The organism is Streptomyces sp. SM10 (assembly GCF_002910915.1).
Classification (GTDB): Bacteria; Actinomycetota; Actinomycetes; order Streptomycetales; family Streptomycetaceae; genus Streptomyces.
This window is the reverse complement of sequence record NZ_NEUF01000048.1, coordinates 1-16377: the sequence shown is the minus strand read 5'-3', so window position 1 is coordinate 16377 and position 16377 is coordinate 1. Positions and strand designations below refer to the sequence as shown.

General features: G+C 72.1%; 14 protein-coding genes. 5 read left to right on the top strand and 9 right to left on the bottom strand.

Features of this window, described 5'->3' with window-relative positions:
* Positions 1-139: 139 nt before the first annotated feature.
* From B9S57_RS05150 to B9S57_RS05130, 5 genes are all read right to left on the bottom strand, one after another.
* Positions 140-1279 carry an XdhC/CoxI family protein gene (locus tag B9S57_RS05150; protein ID WP_103514326.1) on the bottom strand — a complete coding sequence of 380 codons (1140 nt, stop codon included), beginning with the start codon at positions 1277-1279 and terminating at the stop codon, positions 140-142.
* Between the two features lie 41 nt (positions 1280-1320).
* The gene (locus B9S57_RS05145) at positions 1321-2778 is read right to left on the bottom strand and encodes an NCS2 family permease (RefSeq protein ID WP_103514325.1); all 1458 of its coding nucleotides are present in this window, start codon (positions 2776-2778) and stop codon (positions 1321-1323) included.
* 212 nt (positions 2779-2990) lie between these two features.
* A complete protein-coding gene (locus tag B9S57_RS05140; RefSeq protein WP_103514324.1) occupies positions 2991-5408 on the bottom strand; it encodes a xanthine dehydrogenase family protein molybdopterin-binding subunit in 2418 nt (805 codons plus the stop codon).
* A gap of 2 nt (positions 5409-5410) precedes the next feature.
* Positions 5411-6007 carry a (2Fe-2S)-binding protein gene (locus B9S57_RS05135; protein ID WP_103514323.1) on the bottom strand — a complete coding sequence of 199 codons (597 nt, stop codon included), beginning with the start codon at positions 6005-6007 and terminating at the stop codon, positions 5411-5413.
* A 2-nt stretch (positions 6008-6009) separates the two neighbouring features.
* Positions 6010-6900 carry a xanthine dehydrogenase family protein subunit M gene (locus tag B9S57_RS05130; protein ID WP_103514322.1) on the bottom strand — a complete coding sequence of 297 codons (891 nt, stop codon included), beginning with the start codon at positions 6898-6900 and terminating at the stop codon, positions 6010-6012.
* A gap of 270 nt (positions 6901-7170) precedes the next feature.
* On the opposite strand from B9S57_RS05130, the gene B9S57_RS05125 reads away from it, so the two are divergent.
* Both B9S57_RS05125 and B9S57_RS05120 read left to right on the top strand, forming a co-directional pair.
* Positions 7171-8889, top strand: coding sequence for a PucR family transcriptional regulator ligand-binding domain-containing protein (locus B9S57_RS05125; protein WP_103514321.1), 1719 nt, complete (start codon positions 7171-7173; stop codon positions 8887-8889).
* 193 nt (positions 8890-9082) lie between these two features.
* The gene (locus tag B9S57_RS05120; RefSeq protein ID WP_103514320.1) at positions 9083-9868 is read left to right on the top strand and encodes a hypothetical protein; all 786 of its coding nucleotides are present in this window, start codon (positions 9083-9085) and stop codon (positions 9866-9868) included.
* A gap of 24 nt (positions 9869-9892) precedes the next feature.
* Here the strand turns inward: B9S57_RS05120 and B9S57_RS05115 are convergent, their stop codons facing one another.
* Complete coding sequence (locus B9S57_RS05115; RefSeq protein WP_103514319.1) at positions 9893-10639, bottom strand: GntR family transcriptional regulator; 747 nt, start codon at positions 10637-10639, stop codon at positions 9893-9895.
* A 144-nt stretch (positions 10640-10783) separates the two neighbouring features.
* On the opposite strand from B9S57_RS05115, the gene B9S57_RS05110 reads away from it, so the two are divergent.
* Together B9S57_RS05110 and B9S57_RS05105 are read left to right on the top strand one after the other, a co-directional pair.
* Positions 10784-11626 (top strand): (2Fe-2S)-binding protein, encoded by an 843-nt coding sequence (locus tag B9S57_RS05110; protein ID WP_103514318.1) that lies wholly within the window; start codon positions 10784-10786, stop codon positions 11624-11626.
* Between the two features lie 204 nt (positions 11627-11830).
* Positions 11831-12916: a DUF2637 domain-containing protein gene (locus tag B9S57_RS05105; protein WP_103514317.1), complete on the top strand. Its 1086-nt coding sequence runs from the start codon at positions 11831-11833 to the stop codon at positions 12914-12916.
* Positions 12917-12919: 3 nt separating this feature from the next.
* On the opposite strand, the gene B9S57_RS05100 is transcribed toward B9S57_RS05105, so the two are convergent.
* Positions 12920-13330: an ATP-binding protein gene (locus B9S57_RS05100; protein ID WP_181011236.1), complete on the bottom strand. Its 411-nt coding sequence runs from the start codon at positions 13328-13330 to the stop codon at positions 12920-12922.
* A gap of 132 nt (positions 13331-13462) precedes the next feature.
* Here B9S57_RS05100 and B9S57_RS05095 point away from each other — a divergent pair, with 132 nt between their 5' ends.
* Positions 13463-13738, top strand: coding sequence for a hypothetical protein (locus tag B9S57_RS05095; protein WP_258036224.1), 276 nt, complete (start codon positions 13463-13465; stop codon positions 13736-13738).
* A gap of 77 nt (positions 13739-13815) precedes the next feature.
* Here the strand turns inward: B9S57_RS05095 and B9S57_RS05090 are convergent, their stop codons facing one another.
* Together B9S57_RS05090 and B9S57_RS05085 are read right to left on the bottom strand one after the other, a co-directional pair.
* On the bottom strand, positions 13816-15558 hold the full coding sequence (locus tag B9S57_RS05090; RefSeq protein WP_103514316.1) for a pyruvate dehydrogenase: 1743 nt from the start codon (positions 15556-15558) through the stop codon (positions 13816-13818).
* A 60-nt stretch (positions 15559-15618) separates the two neighbouring features.
* Positions 15619-16377: protein phosphatase 2C domain-containing protein (locus B9S57_RS05085; protein WP_146057713.1), on the bottom strand; the 759-nt coding region annotated here is incomplete at its 5' end.

The window sequence follows — 16377 nt, the reverse complement described above, 5'->3', positions numbered from 1 at the left end:
CCCGGCCGGAAACGGAGGAGAGGGAAAATGTCATGCAGCTGATCTACCGGTAAATCCGCGGCTGCGGACGGCTTCACCCCTGGCGTGAAACCGCCGTGGCGGCAATCCGCCCGCGGTGGTCGCGCGGCGACCGTCCGGTTCAGGCCACCGAGGCGAGAGGGGTGCCGCCCTCGTGGTGGATCGGGGTGTGGGCGCCCTTCAGCGGCAGTCCGCTGCCGCCGCGCCGGTCCGCGACGATCTCCGCCGCGATCGAGAGGGCGGTCTCCTCCGGTGTACGCGCGCCGAGGTCCAGCCCGATGGGCGAGTGCAGCGCGGCCAGCTGACGCTCGGTGACACCGGCCTCGCGCAGCCGCTCGTTGCGTTCCAGGTGGGTGCGGCGGGAGCCCATCGCCCCGACGTAGGCGACGGGCAGCCGCAGGGCCAGCTCCAGCAGCGGGACGTCGAACTTCGCGTCGTGCGTGAGGACGCAGAGCACCGTGCGCGCGTCCACGTCGGTGGTGGCCAGATAGCGGTGCGGCCAGTCGACGACGATCTCGTCGGCGTCCGGGAAGCGGGCCGCCGTCGCGAAGACGGGACGGGCGTCGCAGACGGTGACGTGGTAGCCGAGGAAGCGGCCGGCCCGGACCAGGGCGGCGGCGAAGTCGATGGCCCCGAAGACGATCATCCGGGGCGGTGGGACGCTCGATTCGACGAGCAGGGTGAGGGGGCTGCCGCAGCGGGAGCCCTCGGCGCCGACGGTGAGGGCGCCGGTACGGCCCGCGTCGAGCATCGCGCGGGCCTCGGCGGCTGCCGTGCGGTCCAGCTCGGGGTGGCCGCCGAGGCCGCCCTCGTACGCTCCGTCGGGGTGCACGAGCAGAGGCCGGCCGAGCATCCCGGCCGGGCCTTCCGTGACACGCGCGACCGCCGCCGCCCGGCCTTGTGCCGCGGCGGCGAACGCGGAGGCGAACACCGGGCGCGCGGGGTCGTCCGCGCGCACCGGGGTCACCAGGATGTCGATGACGCCGCCGCAGGTCAGGCCGACCGCGAAGGCGTCGTCGTCGCTGTAGCCGAAGCTCTCGCGGACGGGGGTGCCGTCCTCGAGGGCCTGCCGGCACAGCTCGTACACCGCGCCCTCCACACATCCGCCGGAGACCGAGCCGATGGCCGTGCCCTCACTGTCCACGGCGAGGGCGGCTCCCGGCTGCCGGGGCGCGCTGCCGCCGACGGCCACCACGGTGGCGACGGCGAACGCGCGTCCCTGCCCGACCCACCGGTGGAGCTCCTCGGCGATGTCCAGCATGGCGTGACTCCTTCGGGCTGAGGTGTGGAGGGACGGGGGCGTCAGCTGACGCCCAGCCAGGTCTCGATGGGATGCAGGGCGAAGTAGACGACGAAGACGAGGGTCAGAGCCCACATGAAGGCGCCGACCTCGCGTGCCCTGCCCTGGGCGACCTTGATGGCGACGTACGAGATGACGCCCGCGGCGACACCCGTGGTGATGGTGTACGTGAACGGCATCAGGACGACGGTGAGGAAGACCGGGACGGCGACGGAGCGGTCCGACCAGTCCACGTGCCGGGCGTTCTGCATCATCATGGCGCCGATGACGACCAGCGCGGCGGCGGCCACCTCGGCCGGCACGATCGCCGTCAGCGGGGTGAAGAAGAGGCAGGCCGCGAAGAACAGCCCGGTGACGACGGAGGCGAGCCCGGTGCGGGCGCCCTCCCCGACCCCGGTGGCCGACTCGACGAAGACGGTCTGGCCGGATCCTCCGGCGACACCGCCGATCGCACCGCCCGCGCCGTCGATGAACAGCGCCTTCGACAGGCCGGGCATGCGGCCCTTGTCGTCGGCGAGGTTCGCCTCGGTGCCGACGCCGATGATGGTGGCCATGGCGTCGAAGAAGCCCGCCAGGACGAGGGTGAAGACGATCATGCCGACGGTCAGCACGCCGACGTCGCCCCAGCCGCCGAACTCGACGTCGCCGAAGAGCGAGAAGTCCGGTGTGGAGACGGCGCTCCCGCTCAGCTCGGGCGGGCCGCTGCTCCAGGCCTTGGGGTCGATGTCGCCGACCGCGTTGACGACGATCGCGACGACCGTTCCGACGACGATGCCGATGAGGATCGCGCCGGGAATGTTCCGGGCCTGCAGCATGAAGATGAGCAGCAGGGTCACGGCGAAGATGAGGACCGGCCACCCGGTGAGCGCGCCGGTGGGGCCGAGCGACAGCGGGGTCGCCACGCCCTGGTGGACGAAGCCGGCCTTGACGAGGCCGATGAGGGCGATGAAGAGCCCGATCCCGATGGTGATGCCGTGCTTCAGCGCGAGCGGGATCGCGTTCATGATCATCTCGCGGAGCCCGGTGACCACCAGCAGGCAGATGATCACACCGTAGATCACGCACATGCCCATGGCCTGCTGCCAGGTCATGGCGGGCGCGACCTGCGAGGCGAGTACGCCGGAGACGCTGAGGCCGGCGGCGAGCGCGAGGGGCACCTTGCCGACGAAGCCCATCAGCAGGGTCGTGGCCGCCGCCGCGAGTGCGGTGGCCGTGATGAGGCCCGACTGGCCGAGGAGCTGGTCGTCGACGTCCTTGCCGCCGAGGATCAGCGGGTTGAGCAGGAGGATGTACGCCATGGCCATGAAGGTCGTGACACCGCCGCGCACTTCGCGTGCGACGGTCGATCCTCGTTCGGATATGTGGAAGTACCGGTCGAGCCAGGACCGTCCGGCGGGGACGCGCGAGCCGGGGCCCGCGTCCTCCGCGCCCGTCCTGGGTTCCACTGACTGCTGGGTCATGTTGCCTGACTCCCAAGGTTCACAGGGGCACCCGCGTGGAGATCGGAGATTGCGGGATTTGGGATGCTGCGAGGCGCACGACCCGGGGGACGGCCCGAGACGAACTCTTCGTGCAGATGGTGCGGTGGTGCGATGACTCCGGACGGTGCGCGGCGCGGGGAAGTGTGACGTTCACGGCAGGCACGCACCGCCCGGAGGGTCTTGGGGGCCCGTCAGGTCCCGGTGATGTGCTCGGGGCGCACCGGGGTCCTGTTGAGCTCCAGGCCCGTCGCGTTCCGGATCGCCGCGAGGACGGCCGGGGTGGACGACAGGGTGGGGGCCTCGCCGATGCCGCGCAGCCCGTACGGGGCGTGGTCGTCGGCGAGTTCGAGCACGTCGACCGGGATGGTCGGCGTGTCGAGGATGGTGGGAATCAGGTAGTCCGTGAAGGAGGGGTTGCGCACCTTCGCGGTCTTCGGGTCGACGATGATCTCCTCCATGACGGCCACACCCAGCCCCTGGGTGGTGCCGCCCTGGATCTGACCCACGACCGACAGCGGGTTGAGCGCCTTGCCGACGTCCTGGGCGCACGCCAGCTCGATGACCTTGACCAGCCCGAGCTCGGTGTCGACCTCCACCACCGCGCGGTGCGCGGCGAAGGAGTACTGGACGTGGCCGTTGCCCTGTCCGGTGTGCAGGTCGAAGGCCTCGGTGGGCCGGTGGCGCCACTCCAGCTCGACGTCGACCGCTTCGCCCTCGAGCACGTCGGCCAGCGAGGCGAGAACCTCGCCGCCGTCGGTCACGACCTTGCCGCCCTCCAGGAGGAGTTCGGCGGTGGCCCAGGCCGGGTGGTAGGTCCCGAGCTTGCGGCGCCCCATCTCCAGGACCTGTTCGCGGACGGCCTCGCAGGAGTTCTTCACGGCGCCGCCGGTGACGTACGTCTGCCGGGAGGCGGAGGTGGAGCCGGCGGAGCCGACCTGGGTGTCGGCAGGCTTGATCGTGACCTGGCTGACGCCGAGTTCGGTGCGGGCGATCTGGGCGTGGACGGTCACACCGCCCTGGCCGACCTCGGCCATCGCGGTGTGCACCGTCGCGACGGGCTCGCCGTTGATGACCTCCATCCGGACCCGGGCCGTGGAGTAGTCGTCGAAGCCCTCCGAGAAGCCGACGTTCTTCAGCCCGACGGCGTAACCGACGCCGCGCACCACTCCTTCGCCGTGGGTCGTGTTGGACAGGCCCCCGGGCAGGGCGCGTACGTCGACGGAGCTGCCGTCGGCGTCGGCCGAGAGCCACTGCTGCTCGGGCGGCAGGGGGCGGGACTTGACCCGGCGCAGCAGTTCGGCGACGGGCGCCGGCGAGTCGCAGGGCTGCCCGGTGGGGAGCAGGGTGCCCTGCTCCATGGCGTTCAGCTGGCGCAGCTCGACCGGGTCCATGTCCAGGGCGGCGGCGAGCTTGTCCATCTGTGCCTCGTAGGCGAAGCATGCCTGGACCGCGCCGAAGCCGCGCATGGCGCCGCAGGGCGGGTTGTTGGAGTAGAGGGCGATCGCCTCGATGTCCACGTCCTCGACGACGTACGGTCCGACCGCGAGCGAGGAGGCGTTGCCGACGACGGCCGGGGAGGCGGACGCGTAGGCGCCGCCGTCCAGCACGATCCGGCACTTCATGTGGGTGATCCTGCCGTCCTTGGTGGCCCCGTGCTCGTAGTGCAGCTTCGCGGGGTGCCGGTGGACGTGTCCGAAGAAGGACTCGAAGCGGTTGTAGACCATCTTGACGGGCTTGCCGGTCCGCAGCGCCAGGAGGCACGCGTGGATCTGCATCGACAGGTCCTCGCGTCCGCCGAAGGCGCCGCCGACGCCGGAGAGCGTCATGCGGACCTTCTCCTCGGGGAGGCCGAGGACGGGGGCGATCTGGCGGAGGTCGGAGTGCAGCCACTGGGTGGCGACGTACAGCTCGACACCGCCGTCCTCGGACGGCACGGCGAGGCCGGACTCGGGGCCGAGGAAGGCCTGGTCCTGCATCCCGAAGACGTAGTCGCCGGTGACGATCACGTCGGCCCGCGCGGCGGCCGCTTCGGCGTCGCCGCGGACGATGGGCTGACGGTGGACGATGTTGGGGTGCGGGACGTGTCCGATGTGGTGGTCGTCGCGGCCCTCGTGGACCAGGATCGCGTCGGGCGCGGTCGCGGACGCCTCGTCGGTGACGAGCGGCAGCTCGGCATAGTCGATCTTGATCTTCGCGGCGGCGCGGCGCGCCGTCTCCGGGTGGTCGGCGGCGACGATGACGACGGGTTCGCCGTGGTGGCGGACCTTGCCGTGCGCGAGTACGGGGGTGTCCTGGATCTCCAGCCCGTAGTTCTTCATCTCCGCGGGCAGGTCGTCGTAGGTCAGCACGGCGTAGACGCCGGGCGTGGCGACGGCCTCGCCGATGTCGATGGAGCGGATCTCGGCGTGGGCGACGGTGGAGCGGAGCGTGTGGCCCCACAGCATGTCCTCGTGCCACATGTCCGAGGAGTACGCGAACTCGCCGGTGACCTTGAGGGTTCCGTCGGGGCGCAGGGTGGACTCGCCGATGCCGCCCGGGGTCTGGGAACCCTGGGTGATCTTGGTCGGGGTGCCGGCCGGTACGGACGCGGCTCGTGGGTGCAGCGCCATGGCTATCGGACCGCCTCTTCCTGACGGGCGGCCGCGAGGCGGACCGCGTCGAGGATCTTCTCGTAACCGGTGCACCGGCAGAGGTTGCCGGAGAGCGCCTCGCGGATGTCCTGGTCGGACGGCGAGGGCTGTGTCTCGAGCAGCTCGTCGGCGGCGACCAGCAGACCGGGGGTGCAGAAGCCGCACTGGACGGCGCCGGCGTCGATGAACGCCTGCTGGACCGGCGAGAGGTCGGCCGCGTCGGCGCTGCGGGCGTCGGTGGGCTTGGCCTGCCAGCGCTGGGCGGCGTCCAGGGAGGTGCCGCAGGTGCCCGCGGCGCAGCCGGCGCCGGGGTGGGCGTCGTCGCGGTGCTTGGCGTAGTCCGCGAGCCCCTCGACCGTGACGACCTCGCGGCCCTCGGCCTGGCCGGCCGCGACGAGACAGGAACAGACGGGCACGCCGTCGAGGCGGACCGTGCAGGAGCCGCACTCGCCCTGCTCGCAGGCGTTCTTGGAACCGGGCAGGCCCATGCGCTCACGCAGGACGTAGAGGAGGGACTCCCCCTCCCAGACGTCGTCGGCTTCCTGCTTCCGGCCGTTGACCGTGAAATTCACTCGCATGGTTAAGCAGCTCCTTCGAGGGTGCGTCCCGCTCCGCGGTACTGCTCCCAGGTCCAGCCCAGCGTGCGGCGGGCCATGATGCCGACGGCGTGCCTGCGGTAGGCGGCAGTGCCGCGTACGTCGTCGATGGGGTTGCAGGCGCCGGCGGCGAGCTGGGCGAACTGCTTGGCGACGGAGGGGGTGATGATCTTTCCGCTCTCCCAGAAGCCGCCCTCCTCCAGTGCGGCGTTCAGGAAGTCCTCGGCCTCCTTCGCCCGTACGGGGGTGGGTGCCGCGGAGCCGATGCCGGTGCGCACGGTGCGGGTCTCGGGGTGGAGCGCGAGGCCGAAGGCGCAGACGGCGATGACCATCGCGTTGCGGGTGCCGACCTTCGAGTACTGCTGGGGCCCGTCGGCCTTCTTGATGTGTACGGCCCGGATCAACTCGTCCGGGGCGAGGGCGTTGCGCTTGACGCCCGTGTAGAACTCGTCGATCGGGATCATCCGCGTCCCCCGTACGGACGCGGCTTCCACCTCGGCACCCGCGGCGAGCAGCGCCGGGTGGGCGTCCCCGGCGGGCGAGGCGGTGCCCAGGTTGCCCCCGACGCCGCCGCGGTTGCGGATCTGCGGCGAGGCGACGGTGTGCGAGGCGAGGGCGAGACCGGGCAGCTCGGCCCGCAGGTTGTCCATGACGGCGCTGTACGGCACGGAGGCTCCGAGGCGTACGGAGTCCTGGCCCACCTGCCACTCGGACAGCTCACCGATGCGGTTGAGGTCCATGAGGTATTCGGGCCGCCGGTGGTCGAAGTTGATCTCGACCATCACGTCGGTGCCACCCGCGATGGGCACAGCCGTCGGGTGCTCGGCCTTGGCGGCGAGCGCCTCCTCCCAGCTGGCGGGGCGAAGGAAGTCCATGAGTGGCTCTCTTCTTCTCAATCGGGTCGTTCGGCTGGGGCTGGGGACGGCCGGCCCTAGAGGGTCGTTCCTGTGTTGTTGACTCGGTGTGTGACTCAGTACACAAGCCTTGCTCCACTCGGTGCAGTCACCGAAACCATGAAGGAATTGGCTGGTCCTCGTCCCTGTCTTGTAGATTCGAACGAATGGCGGGTATCGGTAACCTCACCGCAACTCACAGGTCACCCCCGTCGTCCCACGCACCAACGAAGAGATCGGCGGCGATCGACCATGCGGCTGCGCGCACTGCTGGACACCGAGGCGCTGGGCCTGCGGCTGCTCGGCGGCGAGGACGAGCTGGACCGCTCGGTCCGGGGCGTCATGACCACCGACCTCCGCGATCCCAGCCGGTACCTCTCCGGCGGGGAACTCGTGCTGACGGGCCTCGCGTGGCGCCGCGACGCCGCGGACTCGGAACCCTTCATCCGGATCCTGGCGAACGCCGGGGTCGCCGGTCTGGCCGCCGGTGAGGCGGAGCTCGGGGCCGTCCCGGACGACATGATCGAGGCGTGTCTGCGCCACCGGCTTCCCCTCTTCGCGGTCGACGAGACCGTGGCGTTCGCGACGATCACCGAGCACGTGGTGCGCCAGGTGTCCGGCGAGCGGGCCGGCGACCTCGCCGCCGTCGTCGACCGCCACCGCAGGCTGATGACCTCGGGCCCGGCCGGCGGCGGTCCCGAGGTGGTGCTCGACCTCCTCACATCCGACCTGGACCTGCGCGCGTGGGTCCTGTCCCCCACGGGCCGGCAGATCGCCGGAGCGGGTGAGCCCCTGTCCCCCGGGATCGGCGCGGAGCTGGCGGGACGCCATCTGGCAGCGACCCGCACCGGCCGCCCCGGCCCGCACCGGGCGGAGGTGGACGGCACGGCCTATTCGCTGTTCCCGATCCGCAACACCGGGCGGGGCGCACTGCCCGCCCCGCCCCGCGACCTACGCGCGTCCGTGCTCTCGGACTGGCTGCTGGCCGTGGCGGCCGACGCGGGTGACTGGCCCGACGCGCGGCTGGACCTGCTCCAGGGCGTGACCCAGCTGATCGCCGTCGAACGGGACCGCCGGGACGCGGCCCGCGCGGTACGCCGCAGGCTCGCCCAGGAGGTGCTGGAGCTGGTCCAGACCGGCGCGGCCCCGGCCGAGATCGCGGCCAGGCTGCGGGTGGCCGCCCCGGTCCTGCTGCCGGGCGTCGGCACGGCCCCGCACTGGCAGGTCGTGGTGGCCCGGGTGGAGTGGAGGACGACGGAGGGCACGGACGTCCCGGCCGGACAGGCCGCACAGGCCCTGCTGGAGGAGATCCTGGTCGATCCGGCAGTGACGGGCCCCGACTCGGCGGACCGGATCGCCGTCGCGCACACGGGCGAGGAGGCCATCGCCCTCGTCCCGCTGACCGCGGCGCCCCCAGCGGGTCCGGACGGGAGCGACACCGCGGAGGAGAACGGCGCCCCGGACCGGCAGGAGGCGGCGCTGCACGCCGACGCCCTGCTCACCGCGGTCCGGGCACCCCTCTCCGCGGGCCTCGCGGACGACGGTCGCCTGACACTGGGTGTCAGCGCCGCCGTGCACTCGGCCGAAGGGCTGCGCGGCGCGCTGGAGGAGGCCCGGCACGCCCGCCGGGTCGCCGCGGCCCGGCCGGGCCCGGTCTGCGCGGCGGGCCACCACGAACTCGCCTCGCACGTCCTGCTGCTGCCCTTCGTCCCGGACGACGTCCGGCGCGCCTTCACCGCCCGGCTCCTGGACCCGCTGCGCGACTACGACCGGCGGCACCGTGCGGAGCTGATCGAGACGCTTGAGGCCTTCCTGGACTGCGACGGCTCCTGGACCCGCTGCGCCGCCCGGCTGCACCTCCACGTCAACACGCTGCGCTATCGCGTCGGACGTATCGAGCAGTTGACGGGCCGTGACCTTTCGCGCCTCGAGGACAAGCTCGACTTCTTCCTCGCCCTGCGTATGAGCTGATCTTCCGGGCCCTTCACGCCGTCCCCGGACCCCGGGGCGATTGTGAAATCTTTCACCCGACATTGATCCCACCCCTTGGCCCGGCGTGCCATTCCGTGCTGAGATGCGCGCAGACCCTGGCCGACGGGCGTGAGCGCGTCGGCCTCCACAGCTCGACGGCGCGCTCGGGGAGGGCAACGTGGCGCATACCGCCATGTCTGGTTCCGGAACGACAGCAGATGACGATCCTCCGCTCCAGACCGCGGTATGGCGGCTGCGCTCACGCGCCTGCTGGACGGACGCCGCCGCACTGCTCGAACCCCACGCGGCCACCGATCCCGCGGCCGCTCTCCAGCGGACCTCGCTGCTGACCGAGCGGTGTCTCTACACGGGCACCGGCTGGACGGACGCCGAGGACGCCCTGCGCACCGCGGAGGCGCTCGCCCAGGACGACTCCGAACGCGGGGCCGCCGCCTGCGAGCGGGGCTACCTGGCCTACGCCTCGACCCTGCTCGGGGCGCGCGACCGGGCCGACGAGGCGAGCGTGGCGCTCAGCAGGGCCGCGGCCCTGCTCTCCCCCGCGGCGCCCGGCCGCCCCCTGCTGGACTTCCGCCGGGGACTGATCGCCCAGAACATCGCCGATTCCCCGCAGTCCGCCCGGGCCGCCTACCGCAGGGCGCACGCCGGTGCCACGGCCCGGGGCGACGAGCTCCTGCTCTCCTTCACCTGGCGGCACCTCGCCTCGCTCGCCCTGCGCGAGGGCGAGCTGGCGGAGGCCCGGCACGGCTTCGCCGAGTCGCTGCGGATAAGGGAGGAACTGGGCTATCTCGTCGGCACGGCCCCGGCGCTCATCTCGCTCGCGGACGCCGAGGCGGAACCCGAGGCCGCCGCCCGGCTGCGCGCAGAGGCCGGCCGGCTGTTCCGGCTGCTGGGAGGCGTGCCGACCTGGCTCGCCCCGCGCCTGGAGCCGCCGGCCCCGGAGACCGTGGAGGCGAACTGAAGGGCCGGTACCCGGCCCCCGGGATCAGACGTCCCCGCCGTTGAAGTGCTCGCGCACGAGGGACTGCACCACCGTGAGGTCCTGGGCGATGAGCGCGTCCAGGAGCGCGGTGTGCTCCGAGGCGTCGGTCAGCAGGTCGGCGCGGCGGCCGGCAGGGCTGTTGACCAGGGGCCACTGGGACCGGCGGTGGAGGTCGTCGGCGACCGACACCAGGTGCTGGTTGCCGGACAGCGCGAGCACGGCCCGGTGGAAGGCCCGGTCGGTCTCGGCGTAGGCCGCCCGGTCCCCCACGGCCGCCGCGGCGACCGTGGCATCGGCCAGCGGGCGCAGTGCGCACCAGCCGGCCGCCGGGACGGTGCGGGCGAGCCGCAGCATGACGGGGACCTCGATCAGCGCGCGCAGCTCGGCCAGCTCGGCGAGGTCCCGGGGACCGCGCTCGCTGATCCGGAATCCGCGGTTCGGCACGACCTCGACCGCCCCCTCGGCGGCCAGCTGCTGCATCGCCTCGCGCACCGGGGTCGCGGAGACACCGAAGCGGGCGCCGAGTGCGGGGGCGGAGTAGACGTGCCCGGGGGTCAGCTCACCGCCGACGAGCGCGGCGCGCAGGGCGTCCAGGATCTGGCCGCGCACGGAGTGCCGCTGGACCACGCGGGGAGCGGGGGGCTCGCCGTGCGTGTGCTCGCCCCGCGCCTGTTCGGGCACACGGACGTCCTGCGGGGTGCCCGTGGGCGCGTACGGCCGCGCGTCACCACGCGCTCCGCCCTGCTCCATCGGACCCTCCTCGCACCGGCGGGACCGACTCGCGCGCGCCGTGCCCCGTGTGCACGATAGGCGGAGCGGGCCACGGTTCAAACACCGATCACTTCGGGTAAGGTAAGGCTTACCTGCAATAGATCGTGATTCGGTGGTCCCCGTATGACCGTGCCCGCCCTGCTCACCGCCCCGTCCCCGCTGACGGCGGCGTACGCACGACTGGCCGAGGTCTTCCCCGGCCTGCGCGCGGAGGTGCTCGACGACGACGTCGCCGCACCCACGGGAAGCGGATGGGTCGGCGCCGCCGAGCTCGCGGCGGGGGGCGGCGCGCTGGACGGCTTCCTGGCCTGGGACGAGGAGCAGGTGCTGCGGGACTACGGCACCAGGGCCCGCCCCGACGTGGTGGCGAGCTTCGGTCTGCACCGGTACGCCTGGCCCGCCTGCCTGCTGGTGACCCTTCCGTGGTTCACGCACCGCAGGGTGCCGCGGATCCCCGTCGAGGACGTCGCCTTCCACCGGGGCCTGGGCCGTCTCACCCTCCGCGTGAGCGAGTTCGCGTGCCTGCCCGACGACCCGGCCGCCGGGCTGCCCGGCGCCCGGACCGTCCCCGACGAGGCCGCTCTGCGGGCCGAGGTGCTCGACGCCGTGGCCCAGCACATCGGCCCGGTGCTGGACGGCTTCCGGCCGCGCATGCGGCGCGGGAAGCGGGCCCTGTGGGGCATGGCGACCGATGAGATCGTCGAGGGCCTCTGGTACATCGCCCATCTGCTCGGCGAGGAGGGCCGTGCGATGAGGGAGCTGGAGCTCCTGCTGCCGGGGACCACCAAGCCGTACGTGGGAACCGCGGGCTTCCGCGAGCTGACCGGCCCCGACGGTGAGTCGCTCCCGACCCGCGACCGCGCGAGCTGCTGCCTCTTCTACACCCTGCGGCCCGAGGACACGTGCGTCACCTGCCCGCGCACCTGCGACGCCGACCGCGTGCGGAAGCTGACGCCCGCCCACTGAGACACTCGGCGGCTCACACCACCCAGGCGGGCGATCGTAATTCGAACGCAACTCGCTCTGACCGCTCGGGCATTCGAAGAGATTCCGCCCAACGATGAGCCCAGCCGACCCAATGGCATGCACTTGCCCCGAATCCCCCTGAGCGCGGTGGATTTTCCGTCACGATGGCGCCCGAAACGCCCTACGTGACGCAAGGGACCGCGCATGAGACTGACCGACATATCGCTTGACTGGCTGCTTCCGGGCGCCGTGCTGCTCGTGGGGGTCATGGCGGCGGTGACGGTGGTCGCGCGCGGCAAGCGCGCCGCTGGGAAAGCTGCGGCAGACGACAGCTGGGAACGCAGCGAGGAGCGCCGCAGGCGCAAGGAGGCCCTTTACGCCACCGCCTCGTACGTCCTGTTGTTCTGCTGCGCCGCTGTCGCCGCCGCCCTCTCCTTCCACGGGCTCGTCGGCTTCGGCCGGCAAAACCTCAGCCTCTCCGGGGGCTGGGAGTACCTCGTCCCCTTCGGCCTCGACGGGGCCGCGATGTTCTGTTCGGTGCTCGCGGTGCGGGAGGCCAGCCACGGCGACGCCGCACTGGGCTCCCGGCTGCTGGTGTGGACGTTCGCCGGTGCCGCCGCCTGGTTCAACTGGGTGCACGCACCGCGCGGGATGGACCACGCGGGCGCCCCGCACTTCTTCGCGGGGATGTCGCTCTCGGCGGCGGTGCTGTTCGACCGTGCGCTGAAGCAGACCCGACGCGCGGCGCTGCGCGAGCAGGGCCTCGTGCCCCGCCCGCTGCCGCAGATCCGGATCGTGCGGTGGCTGCGTGCCCCCAGGGAGACCTTCGGCGCCTGGTCGCTGATGCTCCTGGAGGGCGTACGCACCCTGGACGAGGCGGTGGACGAGGTACGCGAGGACCGCCGGGAGAGGGAACAGGACCGGCACCGCCGCAAGGACCAGGCGAAGCTGGACCGGGCCCACATCAAGGCCCTGAACCGGCAGAACCGGGTCTGGGGGCGTGGCGGCCGCACCGGTCGCCAGGTCGACGTCCAGGCCATCGCCCCGGCAGCGGGAGGCGGCCCACCGGCCGTCGCGGAGCCTGCCATAGCAGAACCGGGACAACTGCCCCTGCGCCCCCGGCCATCCCTGCAAGCCGTGAACCGTTCGAGCTCAAGGAGCACTTCGGCACAGACCACGAGCGGTGACCCCGCGACCGTCGACCTCACCGCCGAGGACGACACCCAGGCCCTGCCCCGGCTCGATTCGCTGGAGCAGAAACTCAAGGACCTGGAGCAGCAGTTCGGCTGAGCGTCAGGGCCTCCCGGCGTTCAGCTCGAACCAGACCACCTTGCCCAGAACCTGAGCCGTGACTCCCCAGGAGTCGGCCAGGCTCTGGACGAGCAGCAGCCCCCTGCCGTGCGTACCGTCGTCGGCGTTCGGTACGTACGGCGCGGGCTCCTGTCCCGTCACGAAGTCGCGCACCTCCACCCGCAGTCGCGCGGGCAGGGAGGTCACCGTGACCACGGCGCCGCTCCTCGTGTGGATGAGCGCGTTCGTCACCGGTTCGCTGAGCAGGAGTTCCGCGACCTCGGTCTCCTCCGGCCGCCGACGCGTGCGCAGGAAATCCCGCAGGGCGGCCCGTATCTCCCCCACACCCGACAGATCGGCATGCCCCAGTCTGCGGTGCAGCCGCGTCGGCGGACTCCCCTGCCGCTTCGTCATGTCCCCCGTACGCACCCTGGATCGACCTCCGTGGATTCCGTTTGATGACGTCATGTCTCGAACGACTTCACGGGATGCATGCCCCACAGCGGAGCGGTCACTCATCGCGAGGTGTCAACACCTGAACGAGCGGTGGCGCGAGCCCGCGTGAAGGACCGGCGCGTCACGTTTCCGGACGGGTCCTTCGTCATCGAGTGGCGCGATCACGCCCTCCCCGCCCGGGCCCTGGGCCACGAGGAGGCCGCCCGGCGGCTTGAGCGCCTGCTCCGCCGCGGACACCCCACCAACCGGGCGCGCGTCGAGCGCGAACTGGCCGAAGCCCGGGCGGGCCGCGGTCCGACCCTCTTCCACGAGCTGACCGGGATCATCACCGAGCGGACGGCACCCGGGACGCTCCGGTTCAGGTGATCACGGTGCCGCCCGTCGGCCTCGCGTCAGGGCCGGGAGGGCTACCGCGCCGGCCCGGCGCCGTCCGCCTCCCCCGGTCAGGGCCGGGGCACGTTGCGGATGTTGGAGCGCGCCATCTGGAGCATCCTGCCGACCCCGCCGTCCAGGACGATCTTGCTGGCGGAGAGCGCGAAGCCGGTGACCATGTCGGCGCTGATCTTCGGCGGGATGGAGAGGGCGTTCGGGTCGGTGACCACGTCGACGAGCGCGGGCCCCTTGTGCTTGAAGGCGTCCTTGAGTGCGCCCTCCAGCTGTTTGGGCTTCTCCACCCGCACCCCGTAGGCCCCCGCCGCCCGTGCGACCGCCGCGAAGTCGGGGTTCGTGTTGGTCGTACCGAAAGACGGCAGCCCCGCGACCAGCATCTCCAGCTCGACCATGCCGAGCGAGGAGTTGTTGAAGAGGACGATCTTCACGGGCAGGTTGTACTGGACGAGGGTGAGGAAGTCGCCCATCAGCATGGTGAATCCGCCGTCGCCGGACATCGACACGACCTGACGGTTCCGGTCGGTGAACTGGGCACCGATCGCCTGCGGCAGTGCGTTGGCCATCGACCCGTGGCTGAAGGACCCGATCACCCGACGCTTGCCGTTGGGAGTGAGATAGCGGGCCGCCCACACGTTGCACATGCCGGTGTCGACGGTGAACACCGCGTCGTCGTCGGCGATCTCGTCGAGGACCGAGGCGACGTACTCCGGGTGGATCGGGACGTGCTTCTCGACCTTGCGGGTGTACGCCTTGACCACGCCCTCCAGGGCGTCGGCGTGCTTCTTCAGCATCCGGTCGAGGAACGCGCGGTCGGTCCTGGCCTTCACCCGGGGGGTCAGGGCGCGCAGCGTCTCGCGTACGTCGCCCCAGACCGCGAGGTCGAGCTTGGACCGCCGTCCCAGGTGCTCGGGGCGGACATCGACCTGGACGATCTTCACGTCGGTCGGCAGGAAGGCGTTGTACGGGAAGTCGGTGCCCAGCAGGATGAGCAGGTCGCACTCGTTGGTGGCCTCGTAGGCGGCGCCGTAGCCGAGCAGCCCGCTCATACCCACGTCGTACGGGTTGTCGTACTGGATCCACTCCTTGCCGCGCAGCGCATGGCCGACCGGGGCCTTCACCCGCTCGGCGAACTCCATGACCTCGGCGTGGGCGCCCGCCGTGCCGCTCCCGCAGAACAGCGTCACCCGCTTGGCCTCGTCGACCATCCGGCAGAGCTTCTCGATCTCCTCGTCACCGGGCTTCACGGACGGCCGCGAGGTGACCAGCGCGTGCTCGACGGACTTCTCCGGAGCGGGCTGCGAGGCGATGTCACCGGGCATCGAGACGACGCTGACGCCACCGCGGCCGATCGCGTGCTGGATCGCCGTCTGCAGCAGGCGCGGCATCTGCTGCGGGTTGGAGATCATCTCGTTGTAGTGGCTGCACTCCTGGAACAGCAGCTCCGGGTGGGTCTCCTGGAAGTAGCCGAGGCCGATCTCGCTCGACGGGATGTGCGAGGCGAGGGCGAGCACCGGGGCCATGGAGCGGTGTGCGTCGTAGAGGCCGTTGATGAGGTGGAGGTTGCCCGGGCCGCACGACCCGGCGCAGGCGGCCAGCCTGCCGGTGATCTGGGCCTCGGCACCGGCAGCGAACGCGGCGGTCTCCTCGTGCCTGACCTGGACCCACTCGATGGCGGAGTGACGCCGGACGGCGTCGACGACGGGGTTGAGGCTGTCGCCGACGACGCCGTACAGCCGCTTGACCCCCGCCCGTACCAGGATGTCGACGAACTGTTCCGACACGTTCTGCTTGGCCATGGGTGCGCGCCCTCTCCGCCTCGGACCGACCGGGACTCCATCAACCCACGCCGCGGCCCGTTACGCCTCCCAGACGGCCGCGCACGTCCGGTCGTCCGCGTACCCCTTGATCCTGAGCTGTATGTCGGCCAGGTAGGCCGGGAGCCCCGGCGGACCGCCGGCGCCCCATCGCCGCGCGAGCTCCCCGGCCAGCTCCGGTTCCCCGCGCATCGGTTCCGCGAGGCCGTTCCCGCAGAGCATCAGCGTGTCCCCGGGCCGGGCCACGGAGGCACGGAAGCGGAAGGGCTCGGCGGGGGGCGGCGGGGGGCTGTCGGCGTGGGGGGACGGGGGCGTGGTGATCTGCAGATCCATCGTCAGCCGGTCCCCGCCCGGGCTCTCCTCGTTCGCCGCGCCGCCGGTCGCGGGCAGCACGGGCTCGAGGTCCTGCCAGGCTCCGTCGCGGAGGCGGAACAGGCCGCCCGGCCCGGTTCCGAAGAAGACGCGGGTACGGCAGTCCGGGTCGGCGGAGAGCAGCAGACAGCGCAGCCCGACGTGGTACGCGGACGGGTCGAGGCCGAGTTCGGCGGCACGGGCGCGCAGCCTGCCGCAGGTGCGGTCGGTGAGGCGGTGCAGACCCGACTTGAGATCGCCCCTGCGGCCCGCCCTTATGTCGTCGGCGAGCCGGGCGTGGCTGCGGGCGACGGCGCCGCCGATCCAGCGGCAGGCGTCGGCGGCGGCGCGGTGGGCCTGCTCCTCGCCGCGGGCACCTGCGGCCACCGCGACCAGGACCAGGGCGTCGTCGCCGGTACCGAAGCGCGCGGTGAGCAGGGCGTCGCGGCG

Excerpts from the sequence above, each read along its gene's own strand:
- B9S57_RS05150 (WP_103514326.1), bottom strand. The coding sequence starts at position 1,279 with ATGCTGGACATCGCCGAGGAGCTCCACCGGTGGGTCGGGCAGGGACGC.
- B9S57_RS05145 (WP_103514325.1), bottom strand. The coding sequence starts at position 2,778 with ATGACCCAGCAGTCAGTGGAACCCAGGACGGGCGCGGAGGACGCGGGC.
- B9S57_RS05140 (WP_103514324.1), bottom strand. The coding sequence starts at position 5,408 with ATGGCGCTGCACCCACGAGCCGCGTCCGTACCGGCCGGCACCCCGACC.
- B9S57_RS05135 (WP_103514323.1), bottom strand. The coding sequence starts at position 6,007 with ATGCGAGTGAATTTCACGGTCAACGGCCGGAAGCAGGAAGCCGACGAC.
- B9S57_RS05130 (WP_103514322.1), bottom strand. The coding sequence starts at position 6,900 with ATGGACTTCCTTCGCCCCGCCAGCTGGGAGGAGGCGCTCGCCGCCAAG.
- B9S57_RS05125 (WP_103514321.1), top strand. The coding sequence starts at position 7,171 with ATGCGGCTGCGCGCACTGCTGGACACCGAGGCGCTGGGCCTGCGGCTG.
- B9S57_RS05120 (WP_103514320.1), top strand. The coding sequence starts at position 9,083 with ATGTCTGGTTCCGGAACGACAGCAGATGACGATCCTCCGCTCCAGACC.
- B9S57_RS05115 (WP_103514319.1), bottom strand. The coding sequence starts at position 10,639 with ATGGAGCAGGGCGGAGCGCGTGGTGACGCGCGGCCGTACGCGCCCACG.
- B9S57_RS05110 (WP_103514318.1), top strand. The coding sequence starts at position 10,784 with ATGACCGTGCCCGCCCTGCTCACCGCCCCGTCCCCGCTGACGGCGGCG.
- B9S57_RS05105 (WP_103514317.1), top strand. The coding sequence starts at position 11,831 with ATGAGACTGACCGACATATCGCTTGACTGGCTGCTTCCGGGCGCCGTG.
- B9S57_RS05100 (WP_181011236.1), bottom strand. The coding sequence starts at position 13,330 with ATGACGAAGCGGCAGGGGAGTCCGCCGACGCGGCTGCACCGCAGACTG.
- B9S57_RS05090 (WP_103514316.1), bottom strand. The coding sequence starts at position 15,558 with ATGGCCAAGCAGAACGTGTCGGAACAGTTCGTCGACATCCTGGTACGG.